The 15,397-nt window shown below is 69.8% G+C and carries 12 protein-coding genes; 8 read left to right on the top strand and 4 right to left on the bottom strand.

Annotation, left to right across the window (positions count from 1 at the left end; translation table 11 throughout):
- Positions 1 to 55 precede the first annotated feature (55 nt).
- Positions 56 to 4,069: a beta strand repeat-containing protein gene (locus ACI6GS_RS21350; protein WP_439815493.1), complete on the top strand. Its 4,014-nt coding sequence runs from the start codon at positions 56 to 58 to the stop codon at positions 4,067 to 4,069.
- A 150-nt stretch (positions 4,070 to 4,219) separates the two neighbouring features.
- On the opposite strand, the gene ACI6GS_RS21345 is transcribed toward ACI6GS_RS21350, so the two are convergent.
- Positions 4,220 to 5,686: a glycosyl hydrolase gene (locus tag ACI6GS_RS21345; protein ID WP_439815492.1), complete on the bottom strand. Its 1,467-nt coding sequence runs from the start codon at positions 5,684 to 5,686 to the stop codon at positions 4,220 to 4,222.
- A 319-nt stretch (positions 5,687 to 6,005) separates the two neighbouring features.
- On the opposite strand from ACI6GS_RS21345, the gene ACI6GS_RS21340 reads away from it, so the two are divergent.
- The 3 genes from ACI6GS_RS21340 to ACI6GS_RS21330 all read left to right on the top strand — a co-directional run bounded on the left by ACI6GS_RS21340 (position 6,006) and on the right by ACI6GS_RS21330 (position 8,770).
- Positions 6,006 to 6,791 carry a phytanoyl-CoA dioxygenase family protein gene (locus ACI6GS_RS21340; protein ID WP_439815491.1) on the top strand — a complete coding sequence of 262 codons (786 nt, stop codon included), beginning with the start codon at positions 6,006 to 6,008 and terminating at the stop codon, positions 6,789 to 6,791.
- A 33-nt stretch (positions 6,792 to 6,824) separates the two neighbouring features.
- Positions 6,825 to 7,220: a hypothetical protein gene (locus ACI6GS_RS21335; protein WP_439815490.1), complete on the top strand. Its 396-nt coding sequence runs from the start codon at positions 6,825 to 6,827 to the stop codon at positions 7,218 to 7,220.
- 86 nt (positions 7,221 to 7,306) lie between these two features.
- Entirely contained in the window at positions 7,307 to 8,770 is a 1,464-nt protein-coding gene (locus tag ACI6GS_RS21330) for a glycoside hydrolase family 26 protein (RefSeq protein ID WP_439815489.1), read from the top strand.
- Here ACI6GS_RS21330 and ACI6GS_RS21325 read toward each other — a convergent pair.
- Entirely contained in the window at positions 8,767 to 9,399 is a 633-nt protein-coding gene (locus tag ACI6GS_RS21325) for a TetR family transcriptional regulator (protein ID WP_439815488.1), read from the bottom strand. The two genes, ACI6GS_RS21330 and ACI6GS_RS21325, sit on opposite strands and share 4 nt — an antisense overlap.
- Before the next feature lie 80 nt (positions 9,400 to 9,479).
- On the opposite strand from ACI6GS_RS21325, the gene ACI6GS_RS21320 reads away from it, so the two are divergent.
- Both ACI6GS_RS21320 and ACI6GS_RS21315 read left to right on the top strand, forming a co-directional pair.
- A complete protein-coding gene (locus tag ACI6GS_RS21320; protein ID WP_439815487.1) occupies positions 9,480 to 10,535 on the top strand; it encodes a saccharopine dehydrogenase NADP-binding domain-containing protein in 1,056 nt (351 codons plus the stop codon).
- A 36-nt stretch (positions 10,536 to 10,571) separates the two neighbouring features.
- Positions 10,572 to 11,027, top strand: a complete 456-nt coding sequence (locus ACI6GS_RS21315; RefSeq protein ID WP_439815486.1) for a PaaI family thioesterase — start codon at positions 10,572 to 10,574, stop codon at positions 11,025 to 11,027.
- A 58-nt stretch (positions 11,028 to 11,085) separates the two neighbouring features.
- Here the strand turns inward: ACI6GS_RS21315 and ACI6GS_RS21310 are convergent, their stop codons facing one another.
- On the bottom strand, positions 11,086 to 11,403 hold the full coding sequence (locus tag ACI6GS_RS21310; RefSeq protein WP_439815485.1) for a hypothetical protein: 318 nt from the start codon (positions 11,401 to 11,403) through the stop codon (positions 11,086 to 11,088).
- 190 nt (positions 11,404 to 11,593) lie between these two features.
- Here ACI6GS_RS21310 and ACI6GS_RS21305 point away from each other — a divergent pair, with 190 nt between their 5' ends.
- Complete coding sequence (locus tag ACI6GS_RS21305; RefSeq protein WP_439815484.1) at positions 11,594 to 13,837, top strand: sulfatase-like hydrolase/transferase; 2,244 nt, start codon at positions 11,594 to 11,596, stop codon at positions 13,835 to 13,837.
- Positions 13,838 to 13,868: 31 nt separating this feature from the next.
- Positions 13,869 to 14,288 carry a nuclear transport factor 2 family protein gene (locus tag ACI6GS_RS21300; protein ID WP_439815483.1) on the top strand — a complete coding sequence of 140 codons (420 nt, stop codon included), beginning with the start codon at positions 13,869 to 13,871 and terminating at the stop codon, positions 14,286 to 14,288.
- 191 nt (positions 14,289 to 14,479) lie between these two features.
- Here ACI6GS_RS21300 and ACI6GS_RS21295 read toward each other — a convergent pair whose 3' ends face one another.
- Complete coding sequence (locus ACI6GS_RS21295) at positions 14,480 to 15,370, bottom strand: 3-hydroxyacyl-CoA dehydrogenase family protein (protein WP_439815482.1); 891 nt, start codon at positions 15,368 to 15,370, stop codon at positions 14,480 to 14,482.
- Positions 15,371 to 15,397: the final 27 nt, after the last annotated feature.

Genomic DNA, 15,397 nt, shown 5'->3' with positions numbered 1-15,397 from the left:
GCCGGGGGGCGCCGGGCTGAGGGTGCCGGACTGACCGGCGCGAGGGGGCAAGTCCATGGCCACGTTCACCGGCACCGCTGGCGCGAATACCTTCATCGGCAGCGCGGGTGTCCCCGACCTGTTCCAGTTCCAGGCAGTCCACCTGACCAGCGCGGACACGCTGGTCGGCGGCTCCGGCGCCGTAGTCGATACGCTGCGCCTGACCACGGCGGGGACGGTCGCCGCCGCGTCGCTGGCCAATGTCTCCGGCATCGAGCAGGTGCAGCTGGCCAACGGGACCAACGCCCTGGTCGTGACCAACGGCTTGGCCAGCAGCGCCAATGGCGCCGTCCTGACGATCGTCGGCGCCATGGGCAACGACTTCGTCCAGGCCGGCGGCCTGACGGCGAGCGCGATCGATTTCAGCGGATCGGGCGGCGTCGACACGGTCATCGGCGGACTGGGGGCTGACACGTTCCGCTTCACGGCGACGGCGCTGACGGCGGCCGACCGCGTGACGGGCGGCGGCGGCACGGCGATCGACCAATTGGTCTTCACGTCGGCCGGCACGCAGGTCCTGACCGGCGTCACGGGGATCGAGAAGATCGTCCTGGTCAACGGGGCCAACACCCTGGCCCTCAGCGATGCCTTTGTCGGTGCGGCCAGCGGCGACGTGGTCTCGATCGCCACGAACATGGGCAACGACGTCATCAATGCCGGCAGCCTGACGGGCGTGAACCGCATTGACGTCGCGGGCTCGGGCGGGGTCGACACGGTTACCGGCGGCCTGGGGGCCGATACGTTCCGCTATACCTCCACCGCGCTGACGGCGGCGGACAGGGTGACCGGCGGCGGCGGTGCCGCGGTCGACCAGCTGATCTTCACGACGGCGGGCACGCAGGTGCTGACCGGGGTGTCGGGGGTGGAGAAGGTCGTCCTGGCCAATGGCACCAATTCCATGACGTTGAGCGACGCGGTGGTCGGCTCGGCCACAGGCGACGTGGTCACGATCGCCACGAACATGGGCAATGATGTCATCAATGCCGGTGGCCTGACGGGCGTGAACCGCATCGATGTCACCGGTTCGGGCGGCAATGACACGGTGACCGGCGGCCTGGGTACCGACATCTTCCGCTATACCGCGACCGCGCTGACGGCCGCGGACAAGCTGACTGGCGGCGGCGGCACGGCGGTCGACCAGCTGATCTTCAGCTCTGCCGGGACGCTGGTCGTATCCGGCGTGACGGGGGTCGAGAAGGTCGTCCTGGCCAATGGCGCCAACGTGATGGTGCTGACCGACGCGACCGTCGGTTCCGCCAGCAACGCGGTGCTCAGCGTGGTCGGCGCCGGGGGCAACGACGCCATCAATGGCGCAGCGCTGACCGGGGTCAACCGGCTGGACGTCACGTCCGGCCTGGGCGCCGACACGCTGACGGGCGGGGCGGGGGCGGACCTGTTCCGCTTCCAGGGCGGCGGCCTGACCGCCACGGACACGGTCGTGGGCGGGGCCGGGGTCGACCAGATGGTCTTCACCGGCACCGGCTCGATCGGCAGCGGCCTGTTCGCCAATGTCAGCGGGATCGACCAGATCACCCTGGCCAATGGCGCCAACAACCTGATCCTGAGCAATGCGCAGGTGGGGGCGTCCGACGCCGATACGCTGACCATTCGCGGCGGCAGCGGGAACGACGTCGTCAACGGCGGCGCGGTCCTGGCGGCCAACACGCTCGACATCACAGGGATGGCCGGCAATGACACGCTGATCGGCGGGGCCGGGGCCGACTTGTTCCGCGTGACCACCACCAGCCTGACCTCGGCCGATACGATCACCGGCGGGGCGGGCATGGACCGCCTGTTCTTCCAGAACGTGGGCACCGTCAGCAGCGCGATGCTGAGCAATGTGCGCGGCGTCGACCAGATCCTGCTGTCCAACGGCAGCAACAACCTGACCCTGAACAACGCCATGGTCGGCGCTGCCGACAATGACCTGGTCAGCGTGTCTGGCGGCACCGGCAACGACATCGTCAACGGCGCGGGCCTGACGGCGCCCAACCGGTTGGACGTCAGTGCCAATGTCGGCGCCGACACGCTGACCGGGGGGGCAGGGGCGGACACGTTCCGCTTCGCCGCGGCGGCACTGGCCGCGACCGACACGGTGAACGGGAACACCGGCCTGGACACCCTGGCATTCACCACGACCGGGACGATCGGCAGTGCGGCCCTGGCCAACGTGTCGGGGGTGGAGATCATCACCCTGGCCAACGGCGTCAGCCGCCTGACCCTGAGCAACGCGATGGTCGGGGCGGCCGACAATGACGTGGTCACGGTGGTCGGCAGCGACGGCAGCGAGGTCATCGATGCCAGCCTGGTGAGCAGTGCCAACAGCGTCACCATCCTGGGGGGATCAGGCGCCGACACGCTGACCGGCGGCGCGGGCGACGACCTGCTCAGTGGCGACGCCTTCGACACCCTCAACGGCGGTGGGGGCAATGACCGTATCCTGACCGGCTCGACCGCCCAGTTCGCCAACCTGTCCACCTTCCTGGGCGGCAGCGGGAATGACGCCATCGAGTACAATTTCGCCAACAACAACAATCCCGACACCGTGATCGACGGCGGGGCGGACAGCGACACGCTGTTCGACGTGGCCAACGATTCGCTGGTCATTGACCTGGGCATCGTCGGCGCCGACCAGACGACCGGCGACACCGCCGACATCCGCAATTTCGAGAATGTGGACTGGTCGCAGAGCGCCTCGGTCCTGCTGGCGACAGGCGCCGACTCGGGCGACATCAACACGATCCTGGGCGGCGCCGGCAACGACACGATCAACGGCAATGGCGGCGCCGACGTCATCAACGGGAATGGCGGCGACGACACGCTGCTCAACGATTCGCCCGACAAGTTCGCCACGGGTGCCACGTTCCTGGGCGGCAGCGGCAATGACCGGATCGAATACAACGTCGCCCCCGATGCCGACGGCATCCCCCTGCTGGACGGCGGGACGGACTCCGACACCCTGGTCGACCTGTTCGTCGACAACCTGTTCATCGACCTCAGCATCACCGGGGCCGACCAGTCCGCCGCCGACCTGATCGGGACCGACGATTTCAGCGACGTCCGCAATTTCGAGAATGTCGACTGGTCGGCCAGCAGCGGCAACCTCACCGCCTTTGGCAGTGGCGCGGCCAACACGCTGCTGGGCGGCACTGGCACCGACACCCTGCTGGGCTTTGGCGGCGCCGATCGCCTGGTTGGCGTGGCGGGCGGTGGCGCGCTGCTGAACGGCGACACCCTGGACGGCGGCAACGGCGACGACTTCATCCAGTACAACAATGCCGCGGGTCAGAGCGCCACTCTCGACGGCGGCGGCGGCATCGACACCCTGTACGCGGAGGCGGGCAACACGACCAACCTGGTCATCGACCTGTCGGTCGGCCTGGGCCAGGACCAGACCAGCGGCGACAACGTCTCCGTGCGCAATTTCGTCAGCGTCAACTGGTTCTTCAGCGCGGGCAAGCTGGTCGCCACCCTGGGCGACGGGCTGGACGGGAGCCTGATCGGGGGGGTCGCCAACAACACGCTGACGGGTGGCAGCGGCAACAACACGATTGGCGGCGGCGGCGGGTTCAACACACTGACCGGCGGCGGCGGCAACGACACGTTCCGCTTCGATACCCGGGACACGGACGCCGACCGCATCGTCGACTTTTCCAACGTCGACGGCAACGACGACACGTTCCAGTTCGTGACCGGCTTCGGCTTCAACACGAACACGAATTCGACCGACTTCGTGATCACGACCGAATCGCCGGGTGCCTTTGTCGATATCACGCAGGCCGACCTGGTCATCTTTACCGCCGGGTTCAACACCACGACATCGATCGCGAACTACCTGAACGGCAGCGGGACGAGCCAGCCCGGCCAGGGCATGTTCTTTGTCGGCCGGGTCGGCGGGGTGGGCAGCGACGTCCACCTGTTCCACGTCCAGGACGCCGGCAATCCCGCCGGCAACGTCTTCGACATCGCGAACCTGGGCGCCAGCTTCGATCCCGCGACCCTGGTGGCGTCCGACTTCGTCTTCACCTGAGATTGCGGGCGCTCTCGCCCGCTCATCCCCGCGAAGGCGGGGATCCAGAGCCACCCGCGCTGTGCGTCGAGACGCAGCGCGACGCGCCGTCTCGAAGGATGCTGGTGCCGTCCTTCACACGCTCTGTCGACGGAGAGAGCGCGTGACGGGTCAGCGCACCGTGAAGGTGGGGCCGGCGTAGTAGACCAGGGTCTTGGTCCAGGCGGTGTTGGTGAGGGAGACGTTCACGCGGTAGGTGCCGGCCGGCATCGTGGTCGGCAGGGCAATGGCGCCGGTGAAGGTGCGCAGCTCGTTCAGGGTGAAGGGCTGGTTCACGAACTGCCGCGTCAGGCGCGTGGTGTTGGCGGGGTCGGTCGAGCGGACCTCGTACACGATGTTGATGCGGGCCGGCCCCTGCGCCTGGACCCGGCCCGTCACGGTCAGGCTTTGCCCGCGCGCCAGGGAGGTGGACGACAGCGTGACGCCGGCCAGCGTGAACTTGATCTCTGGCGCGGCCGTCACCGCCCCGAACAGCTGCTTGAAGCGGGCGGCGGCGTTGGGCATGCGCGTGACGTTGGCGAAGCCCTGGCTGCCCACGACATTGCCGCTGCCGCTGACGGTCGAGATCTGGTGCGAGTCGCTGCCCGGGTTCACGTCGAAATAGGCGTGATAGGCGACCTTGTTCGCCGGGTTCTTGATGAACGCCGACATCTGCTCGATGAAATAGGGGTTGTCGCCGCCGCCATAGCCGTCGGGCCGCAGCCACAGGCCCCATTCGGGCAGCGAGACGGGCTTGTTGCGCGACAGGGCGAAATTCTTGATCCGGTTCAGCCCGCGCGAGACGCCGGCCCAGGCGGTCTGCTGCCGCGCCAGGCGGCAGGCGGCATCGCAGGTCGCCGGATAGGGATAGGCATTGGGCACCCAGCCGGTGTCATAGATGTCGATGCCGACATAGTCGACATAGGCGTCGCCCGGATAGGTCGACTGGAACTGCCAGTCGGTCCAGTGGGCGATGTCCTCGCTGGCGTTCCAGTCGAAGCGGAAGCCGGCGGTCGGCTGGGCCGCGCGCATCGCGGTCACCACGCGGCGGAAGCAGGCGGCAAAGGTCGCCTCCTTGCCCCGGGCGCCCCAGGCGAACCAGTTGCCGTCGAACTCCCAGCCCAGGCGGATGATGGTGTTGGACTTCAGGCCATAGGACGCCAGCTTGTTGGCGAAGGCCCGCCAGCGCCAGTCATAGGTGCCGGCGGCACAGGCGGCCAGCGAGACGTCGTCGGCATTGCCCCAGATCTTGTCAGGGCCGGAGCCGCTGGCGGGGCCGGGCAGCAGGGCCACCGAATAGACGAACTGGCGTCCGGCCTTGGCCTTGACCCAGGTCGACCAGGCCAGCATCTGCCAGTCGGAGGCGGTGATCTGCTCCCAGGTGCCGGTCGGCGTGTAGCCGATGCCGATCGTCGCCTCCTTGCCCAGCCAGGTGCTGAACAGGTTGACCATGTTGGGGCCGTTGGGCGCGTCCCAGCGATAGACGCCGATCGCCGCCTCGGCCTGGGCCGGGGCAGCCTGGGCCAGGCCCAGAAGGGCGGTGCCGGCCAGGGCAAGGGCGGTTGCGGCCGACCGCATCCTGCTGATCCAGCGCTTCATGCCCACACCCCCAAACGACGACTGCAGCACCCCCTATGCCCCAGTCTGGAACAAGCGTCAATGAACAGCCGACCAATTCGCATGTCCTGTGACGAAGTACACGCTCGCCACCGGCACGCCGGACTTGCGTTCATCGAGCAGCTCTTGCTCGCGATCGTGGTTAAATTCTGATCAATGACTGGCCACGCGGCGCGCCGTCGTCGCGCAGGCGGCGGATGAGCCCCGGTGCAAGGCTGCGGGTGACGCTGATCGGGCGAGCGCCTATGATCCCGGCCAACGACGCGCCGCCAGGGCGCGCGACGAGGAGGGAGACACGCGGATGGAATGGAGCGACGCCAAGGCGCAGCTGGCCGAACAGGGCTATTGCATCTTTCCGGGCGTCCTGGATGCCGCGACGACCGACCAGGTGCGCGCGAAGCTCTGGGCGGCCGCGGAGGAGAGCGAGCGGCGCGGGGCCGCCACCCGCAATGTGGGCCTGGATCCCAACAGGCACAATGTGCGCGTCTTCAACCTGCTGGACCTGGACCCGGTCTTTCGCGAGCTGATCGTCCATCCCCTGGCGCTGGAGGTGGTGGAGCACCTGCTGGGGCCGTCGTACCTCGTCTCCAACTTCACTGCCAACATCGCCCTGCCCGGGTCCGGCTCGATGAAGCTGCATTCCGACCAGTCGATCGTGGTGCCGGAGCCGTGGGTCCAGCCCTGGTCGCTCAACATCATCTGGTGCCTCAACGACGTGCACCTGAAGAACGGCGCCACGCTGTTCATCCCCGGCAGCCACAAGGTCCGGCAGCGCAGCGAGCTGCCCGCCGATGCCGAGGCGCAGCTGGTGCCGTTCGAGGCGCCGGCCGGCAGCGTCATCGTCATGGACGGCCGGGTCTGGCACACCTCCGGCGCCAACGTGACGGAGGACGAGGAACGGGCATTGCTCTTCGGCTACTACTCCGCCGGCTTCCTGCGGCCGCAGATGAACTGGAACGCCGCGCTGTCCCCGGAAACGATCGCGGACCTCAGTCCCACCCTGCGCACGCTGCTGGGGCTTGAGGCCGCGGCCAACATCGCGCTGGCGACACCGCTGCTCAACGAGGGCGAGCCGCTGCGCCTGTAGGGCATTCCTCCCTCGCCCGAAGCGGAGCCGACAATGGTCACGCGCTGGTCCCTGCTGTTCTGGTTTGCCGCCCTGTTCAACCTGCTGGTGGGCCTGCCCATGGTCCTGGCGCCGGACATGGCGGCCGGAATGATGGGCCTGCCGCCGCCCAGTCCGGACTATGTCCTGCCGCTGCGCATGCTGGGCGCCTGCATCCTGGTCTTCGGCCTCAGCTATGTGCTGATCGCCCGCGACCTGGACCGGATGCGGCCCGTCATCTGGCTCAACATCGCGGGCAAGCTCAGCGTCGTCGCCCTGACGGCGCATGCGGCGCTGGGGGCCGGCGTGCCGCAGGACACGATCATGGCGGCGGGCGGCGACCTGCTGTTCGTCGCCGCCTTCCTCGCCTGCCTCGCGCGGCGCCCGGCCCCCAGGGCGGATTCACCATAGATTTTCACTAAAATGTGATTTTTAACCAAGATTTCGCGAGGGCGAGCGGGTAAATTCCCCACCGTGTACGGAGGGGAGTGGGCGTGATGCGGATGATCCGGAACGTGCTGGCCGGGGTGATGGGCCTGGCTGCGGCCTTCGGCATCGTGGGCGCCACGCCGGCCCCGGCCCAGGCCGAGATCGTGGGCGTCTACCGCTGGGATGCGCCCAACGGGCCGCAGATGGTCGACCTGTACCAGGGCTGGGTCGGACGCGAGGTGCAATACGCCGTCGCCTTCACCGCCACCAATTCCTGGGCCAACATCTCCTCCGCAACGTGGCAGCTTGGCCCCTGGTCGACCTGGGTCAAGGCCAAGCCGGGGCGCCGCCTGGTCTATTCGATCGCGCTGCTGCCCGGGCCCGTGAACGGCGCCGGCCCCGACGGGATCAAGGGCAATGCCGACGACGTCTCGCTCGAGGCCTGCGCCGCCGGGACCTATGACATCCACTGGGCCAGGCTGGCCAACAACCTGGCGGCCTATGGCCTGCAGGGGACGATCCTGCGCCTGGGTTGGGAGTTCGAGGGCAACTGGTTCGCCTGGTCCGCCCGCAACAAGGAGGCGGTGTTCGCCAACTGCTTCAAGCGCGTGGTCAACGTCATGCGCTATTACCAGCCCAATGCCGGCTTCCAGTTCGACTGGAACGTTTCCGACGACATCGACTGGTGGTCGGACTGGCGCATGAACCAGGCCTATCCGGGCGATGCCTATGTCGACTATATCGGCGTCGACATCTATGACCAGTCGTGGGAGGGGCACTATCCCTATCCCGCGAATTGCGACGATGCCTGCCGCCTGACCCGGCAGAAGGGCGCCTGGGCCGACGTGTCCAAGGGGCTGTTCCGCATGCGCGACTTCGCCAAGGCCCGGAACAAGCCCATGTCCCTGCCCGAATGGGGCCTGTGGCAGCGGCCCGACCCCTATGGCGGCGGCGACAACCCGTACTTCATCGAGCAGATGGCGGCCTTCATCAAGGACCCGGCCAACCGCGTCGCGTACCAGGCCTATTTCGACATCGACAATTCCGAAGGCGGGCACCAGCTCTCGGACGTCAGCGGCAATGGCTCGGTGACGGGGAGCGGCCAGCGCACCCATGTGACCCAGTTCCCAAAGGCTGCCGCCCGCTTCCTGGCCCTCCTGGGCGGACCAGACACGACGCCGCCGGACGGGCCGCTGCCGGTTGCCTTCACGATCCCGTCGGCGACCGTCAACCCGACCAGCCCGGCGCGCGGCACCACGATCACGCTGGGCGCCACGATCAAGGCGCAGGCTGCCGCCACCATCTCGGTCAAGTTCGAGGTGCGGGGCAACGCCGCCGGCAACACCACGCGCCTGACGAAGCAGATCGTGAACCAGGTCTTCACCACGGCGCAGCAGCGCACGCTGTCGACCACGCTGGCGTTGCCCAGCACGATGCCCGCGGGCTCGTACCGGGTGGACATCTACCTGGTCGACGCGGCCTGGAACACGCTGCTGTTCAAGCCGTCCGCCGTCACGTTGACGGTGCGCTAACGGCCGGGCCCCCGGTCAACCGGGGGCGCGGACCGCATGGCGCAAACCGGCACCAGCATCGTGCACAGGGTGGCGATGGCGCGCTCGCGCGTGACGTGGCCCTGCAGCACCGCCTCCGACAGGTGCTCGGCAGCGCCCACATAGGCCACGGTGAAGGCATGCACGGCGGCGTCGTCCAGGGCGACGACGGGCCGGATCGCTGCCGCATAGCGCTGCACGAAGCCGATCCGCACCGCCTGGTGCGCCGCGCCCGCCGCCGCCAGGGCAGCCGCGATTTCGGTATAGAGCGGGCCGTTGTCGATCGCGCAGTCGATGAAGGCGGCGGCGATGGCGTGCGCGAACTGCGGCAAGGCCAGCGTCCCCGCCGCACGGGCAGACAGGGCCACCGCGGCCGCCGCCTCGTGCCGTGCGCCCAGGTGCAGGAACAACTCGGCCAGCAGGCCCTCGCGCGTGCCGAAATGCTGGTACGCAATGGGCTTGGTCACGCCGCAGGCCTCCGCCAGGCGGGCCAGGGTCAGGGCCGCCGCCCCCTCCTCCGCAACGATCGTCATGGCGCGGTCCAGCATCTGCTGGCGCCGGCCGGCCCCCGTCATGCGCCGGCGGTGGGGCGCCTGGTCTCTTGTGTCCATGGCTCAGCATAGCGATTGACAGCCCGCCTGGCGATGGAGTTACCTTAGGTAACTTACTTTCAGTAACTCTTCGAGGCGCCATGGGCGGGGCACGCAGCATCCTGGTGGTGGGGGGCACGGGCACCGTGGGCGCGCAGGCCTGCGACCTGCTGCGCCGCCGCCATCCCGGCCTGGCGATCCAGGTTGCCGGCCGGCGGCTGGCGCCGGCGCAGGCCCTGGCGGCGGCGTTGGGCCAGGCGACGGCCGTGGCGCTGGACGTCACGGCCGAGGATCCGCTGGCGGGGCTGGCAACGCTGCCGGCGGCGATCCTGGTCGCGGTCAACGACAGCCGCGACCGCCTGCTGCGCGCCGCCACCCGGCGCGGCATCGCGCTGGTCGACATCGCCCGCTGGCAGAGCCGGGTCGAGGATGCGGAGCGGCTGCTGGCGGCCGAGGGGCCACGCGCGCCCGTTGTCCTGGCCTCTGGCTGGATGGCGGGTGTCGCGGCCCTGGCGGTGGCGGCGTTCCGCGATCCCGCGGCTCCCGCGGCACAGGTCGACCTGGACATCCTGTTCGCCACGGCGGACAAGGCCGGTCCCGATTCCGTGGCGGGGTTCGTTGAGATCCACCGCCCCTTCACGATCTGGCGCGACGGCGCACCCGTCCAGGTCGCAAGCCTGGGCCAGGCGCGGACGGTCACGTTCGGCAATGGCGTCGCCGCCCGCTGCCGCCTGTTCAGCTGTCCCGATCAGGCCAGCCTGGTCCGCACCGGCCACGCCCGCGGGGTGGCGGCCCGGATGGGCTTCGACAGGGCGGCGCCGGGGGCCATGCTGGCTCTGCTGGTGCGTTCGGGCCTGTGGGCGCGCCTGTCGCCGGCGCGGCGCAGCGCCCTGCTGCATCATCCGGGACCAGGGGCCGCGCACGAGTTCCGGCTGACCATCGCCGGCACTGCCGGCACGCGCCGGGTGCGGGTGCACGACCCGCTGGGCCAGACGCACATGACGGCGGCCGGCGCCGTGACCCAGGCGGAGCGGCTGCTGGGCCTGGATGGCCGGCTTCCGGTCGCGGCCGGAACCAGCTATCCGGAGGCGGCAGGCGACGTGGCGGCGGACATCGCGGCACTGCGCGCGATGGGCGTCGGCTTCGAGGTGACGTGAAGACCCGCGGACTGTGCGGGCACAGGGAGATCAGGCATGGACAATGACGCAGGCCTCGCACCCGGCCTGACCCCCGTCGTGGGGGGCGAGTGGGACGGCTGGTCCAAGTGGAGCTCGGACGAGCCGTTCGAGGATCATGTAGGGCCGTTCTATGCCCGCCGCCTGGCCGATGGCCGGATGGAGTCGGGCTTCCGCATCCAGCACAAGAACATGAACGGCGGCGGTGCGGTGCATGGCGGCGCGCTGATGGCCTTTGCCGACTATTCGCTGTTCACGATCGCCTATGACGACCTGCGCGGCATCAACAGCGTGACGGTCACCCTGAACGGCGAGTTCGCGGCCGCCGCGCCGCTCGGTGCCCTGCTGACCGCGCGGGGCGAGGTGGTGAAGGCGGGGCGCAGCCTGCTGTTCGTGCGCGGCCTGATCGACCTGGACGGGGCGTCGGTCCTCAACTTCTCGGGCGTGCTGAAACTGCTGCGGCCCCGGGCCTAGGTCCCGGCTTGCCTCCCCCGGCCTTCGGGGCGGGGGGAGGACGCCGGGCGCGGTCGCGTCAGGGCAGGCGGTCGGCGCGGTCGAAGACGGGGATGTCTTCCGGCCGTTCGTCGCGGTGGTCGGGGGGCACGTCCTCGATCGCCTGGCGCAGGGCTTCGGCGTTCTCGTCCAGGCCGTCGTCGGTCTCGACCGCGCCGCCGCCCGAGAGGTGGACATTGGTGCGGTCGCCAACCGGGCGGCTGCCGCTGGACTTGTCCCGCACCTCAAGGTCGGCCAGCGTCACCGGCCCCTCATGGGGCGCGAAGCGGCGGCCTGTCGGCGTCTCCAGAAGGGGCCTGTCGGCGGGATCGATCCCGCTCCTGTCATGCTGGGCCATAGGGTTGGTCCTTCCTCAAGAAAAACATCGGCCGGGCGACGCTGCGCTCCCGGCACATGCCCGCTTCAACGGGGCGGGCGGGCGCGCGTTCCTTGACCGCTTTCCGCGGGCCAGGCCTTGCGGGGTAGACAGAGCATCGCCGCCGCCGCCACGATGCCCGCAACGACAAGCGGGGAAGCGCGAGGGAACCATGGGGGACAAGACCGATCCGGCAGCGATCCGGGCCAAGGCCACGCCCCGACCGCACTGGCCGGACGCGCCGCGACCGCCCCATGGCGCGCCCAACATCCTGGTCGTGCTGTTCGACGATGTCGGCTTTTCCGACTTCGGCTGCTATGGCTCGCCCATCGCGACGCCGACGATCGACGCGATCGCCGCGCGGGGGCTGCGCTACAGCGGCTTCCACACCACGGCCATGTGCTCGACCACGCGGGCGGCCCTGCTGACGGGGCGCAACCACCACAGCGTCGGCATGGGCTGCCTGGCCAATTTCGACAGCGGCCTGCCCGGCTATCGCGGCAAGATCAGCCGCGCGGCGGCGACCCTGCCCGAAATGCTGCGCGGCCACGGCTATCGCAACTACATGGTGGGCAAGTGGCATGTGACGCCGCTGACCGAGACGGGTCCCTCTGGCCCGTTCGACGGCTGGCCGCTGGGCCGCGGCTTCGACCGCTTCTATGGCTTCATGGACGCGGAAACGGACCAGTACGCGCCGGAACTGGTGCGCGACAACACGCCCATCGAGCCGCCCGGCACGTTCGAGAGCGGCTATCACCTGACCGCCGACCTGGTGGACCAGACCATCCGCTACATCGCCGACCACCTGGCCGATGCGCCGACCACGCCCTGGCTGGCCTGGCTTGCCTTCGGCGCCTGCCACGCGCCGCACCAGGCGCCGGCCTCGCTGATCCGCTCGCATGACGCGCTGTTCGCCCATGGCTGGGACTTCGAGCGGGCGCAGCGCCTGGAGCGGCAGAAGGCCATGGGCCTGGTGCCGCCCGACACCGTCCTGCCGCCGCGCAACGACCATGTCCGCGCCTGGGACGAGCACGGCCCGGACGAGCAGCGCCTGTTCACCCGCCTGCAATCGGCCTTTGCCGCCATGCTGGCCCATGCCGACCAGCAACTGGCGCGGCTCATGGCCTTCCTGGAGGAGGCGGGCGTGGCCGACGACACGCTGGTCCTGGTCCTGTCCGACAACGGCGCCAGCCAGGAAGGCGGCCCGCTGGGCATGGTCAATGCCATGGGGCCCTACAACTTCCGGCCCGAACTGATGCCCGAGAAGATCGCCCGCATCGACGATATCGGCGGGCCCGACACGCATTCGAACTTCCCGCATGGCTGGGCGATGGCGTCGAACACGCCGCTGCGCCGCTACAAGCAGAACACCCATGGCGGCGGCATCCGCGATCCGCTCGTGATCTCGTGGCCCGCGCGGCTGCGGGCGCGGGGCGAGGTGCGCCACCAGTTCGCCCATGCCTGCGACCTGGTGCCGACGCTGCTGGACCTGCTGGACCTGGCGCCCCCGGCGAGCGTGGCCGGCGTGGCCCAGATGCCGCTGGAGGGCGTGAGCTTCGCCGCCAGCCTGGCCGACGCCCAGGCCCCACCCCGGGCCAAGGCGCAGTATTTCGAGATGTTCGGGCACCGCGGCCTGTGGCGCGACGGCTGGAAGGCCGTCGCGTTCCACCCGCCGGGCAAGAGCTTCGACGCCGACGTGTGGGAGCTCTACCACCTGGAGCAGGACTTCGCCGAGGTGCGCGACCTGGCGGCGGAGCGGCCCGACATCCTGAAGGCGCTGGTCGATGCCTGGTGGGTGGAGGCCGACCGCCACGCCGTGCTGCCCCTGGACGACCGCTTCGGCCCCCGTTTCGCCGAGAATGCCGCGCGCTTCCATGGGCCCCGGCGGCGCTTCGTCTTTCACCGCGGCATGGGGCACCTGCCGACCGACGTGGCGCCCGACGTGCGCAGCCGCTCCTATCGGATCGAGGCGGAGGCCCGGCTGGACGCGGGCGACCAGGGCGTGCTGATCGCCCATGGCGACGCCACCTGCGGCTACAGCCTGTTCGTCCGCGACGGCCACCTGGTGCACGATATGAACGTGGGCGGCGCCCATGTCGTCGTCACCTCGACCGCGCGGCTGACGCCGGGGCCGCACAGCCTGGGCGTCGCCGTGCGGGCGCGGCCCGAAGGCGGGCGCCGCATCGTCCTGCTGGTCGACGGACAGGCGGCCGGCGCGGTCGAGACGCCGCTGGCCTTCGTCAACTTCGTCTCCTGGTCGGGCCTCGACATCGGCCGCGACCGGGGCAGCCCGGTCGCCGACTATGCCGCACCCTTTGCCTTCACCGGGCACCTGAAGCGGGTCACCGTCACGATGGACGACGATCAGGCGCTGGACGGCGACGGCCTGGCCCAGGCAGAACTGGCCCGGCAATAACGCGACAAGACCAAGGGGGGAGGATCCGGCCATGGCCGCGACGACACTTGCAGGGAAACTGGTGGAGGCCTTTGGCGATCCCCAGGCGATGAACGCGCTCTATGCCGACGACGTGCGCTGGACGCTCTCGGCGTCGACCGGGGCGCTGGCCGGGCCGCATGTCGGGCGCGCCGCCGTGGTCGCGTTCAACACCACGATCTGGACCGAGTTCTATTTCGCCGACGGCGTCACGGTCGAGATCCTGGACGAGGTCGGCAACGACCGGCTGAGCGCCGTGCGCTTCATCTACAACGCGCGGTACAAGGCCGACAATTCGCCCTACAGCAACGAATACACCGTCTTTGCCCGCCATCCCGACGGGCGGAAGATCACGGAAGTGTTCGAGGGCCTCGACACGTCCTACGCCCTGCAGCGCTATACCGAGGCGACGGGCAAGACGATCCAGCCTTGATTCCTGCCGGCGCACGGCTTGCGCCGGCATCCTTGGGGCACTCGGTTCCCCCTGGGGAGCCGCCACAGGCGGCGCCTCGAAGGGGGAGCGGTTCCGATCAACCAGCGGCGTCGTGCCGGGGAGCGGCGCGGCACGCGACGCGTCGCGACGCATCCGACGCAACCGTCCCGCCGCCCTCAGGCATTCCGCCCTCAGGCCTTCCGCCCCCGCCCCGCATAGTCATAGAAGCCGCGGCCGGACTTCCGCCCCAGGCGGCCGCCCGCGATATGCTCCCGCAGCAGCGCGCGCGGCCCCTCGGGCAGGCCCTCGCGCACGCTGGCATAGTGCTCCTCGATCGCCAGCACGACGTCCAGGCCGACATTGTCCATCATGCGGAACGGCCCGCCCGGCGCCCCCAGGCCCAGCTTGAAGATGGCGTCCACGTCCGCCGGCGCCGCCACCCCCTCGGCCACCACCGCCAGCGCCTCGCGTTTGATCGCGGCCCAGATGCGGTTGAAGATGAAGCCCATGCTCTCGACCTGGACCACGAACGGCACCAGGCCAAAGGCCGGCAGCAGCGCGACCAGGCGCGCGATCAGGGCGGGATCGGTCCGCCCGCACGACATGATCTCGACCGCGTTGCAGCCCGGCGGCATCAGGAAATGGGTGTTCAGCACCCGCTCCGCCCGCGCCAGGCCCTCGACCAGCGCACTGGACGGAAAGGACGAGGAATTGGTCGCCAGGATCGCATCCCCCGGCGCCACCCGGTCCAGCTCCGCGAACAGCCGCTGCTTCAGCGCCAGCTCCTCCGGCACCGCCTCCACCACCAGCCAGGCATCGGCGACCGCCGCCGCCACGCTCTCCGCCGCCACCACGCGGCCCCCCACCCCGCCCGCCACGGCCTGCACCACGTCGGGCATCTGCTCCGCGACAAAGGCAAGCGCCGCCGCGACCTGCTCCCCCGCCGGATCGAACACCCGCACCGTTCCCCCCCGGCACGCCATCATCAGGGCAATGCGCCGCCCCAGATTGCCGGCCCCGATCACGGCCACGGGTCGGGAGGGGAGGGGGGAAGGAGCTGTGTGGGTGGTTTCGGCTGTCATGGTGGCGGTTGCCCTTTTTGCGTCGCA

Origin of the sequence: Zavarzinia sp. CC-PAN008 (assembly GCF_051903925.1) — a bacterium.
Lineage (GTDB): Bacteria > Pseudomonadota > Alphaproteobacteria > Zavarziniales > Zavarziniaceae.
Note: the sequence above shows the minus strand (reverse complement) of the source record. Positions and strands in the feature narration are given on the sequence as shown.

Coding starts and splice junctions, on each gene's coding strand:
- ACI6GS_RS21350 (WP_439815493.1), top strand. CDS start 56: ATGGCCACGTTCACCGGCACCGCTGGCGCGAATACCTTCATCGGCAGC.
- ACI6GS_RS21345 (WP_439815492.1), bottom strand. CDS start 5,686: ATGAAGCGCTGGATCAGCAGGATGCGGTCGGCCGCAACCGCCCTTGCC.
- ACI6GS_RS21340 (WP_439815491.1), top strand. CDS start 6,006: ATGGAATGGAGCGACGCCAAGGCGCAGCTGGCCGAACAGGGCTATTGC.
- ACI6GS_RS21335 (WP_439815490.1), top strand. CDS start 6,825: ATGGTCACGCGCTGGTCCCTGCTGTTCTGGTTTGCCGCCCTGTTCAAC.
- ACI6GS_RS21330 (WP_439815489.1), top strand. CDS start 7,307: ATGCGGATGATCCGGAACGTGCTGGCCGGGGTGATGGGCCTGGCTGCG.
- ACI6GS_RS21325 (WP_439815488.1), bottom strand. CDS start 9,399: ATGGACACAAGAGACCAGGCGCCCCACCGCCGGCGCATGACGGGGGCC.
- ACI6GS_RS21320 (WP_439815487.1), top strand. CDS start 9,480: ATGGGCGGGGCACGCAGCATCCTGGTGGTGGGGGGCACGGGCACCGTG.
- ACI6GS_RS21315 (WP_439815486.1), top strand. CDS start 10,572: ATGGACAATGACGCAGGCCTCGCACCCGGCCTGACCCCCGTCGTGGGG.
- ACI6GS_RS21310 (WP_439815485.1), bottom strand. CDS start 11,403: ATGGCCCAGCATGACAGGAGCGGGATCGATCCCGCCGACAGGCCCCTT.
- ACI6GS_RS21305 (WP_439815484.1), top strand. CDS start 11,594: ATGGGGGACAAGACCGATCCGGCAGCGATCCGGGCCAAGGCCACGCCC.
- ACI6GS_RS21300 (WP_439815483.1), top strand. CDS start 13,869: ATGGCCGCGACGACACTTGCAGGGAAACTGGTGGAGGCCTTTGGCGAT.
- ACI6GS_RS21295 (WP_439815482.1), bottom strand. CDS start 15,370: ATGACAGCCGAAACCACCCACACAGCTCCTTCCCCCCTCCCCTCCCGA.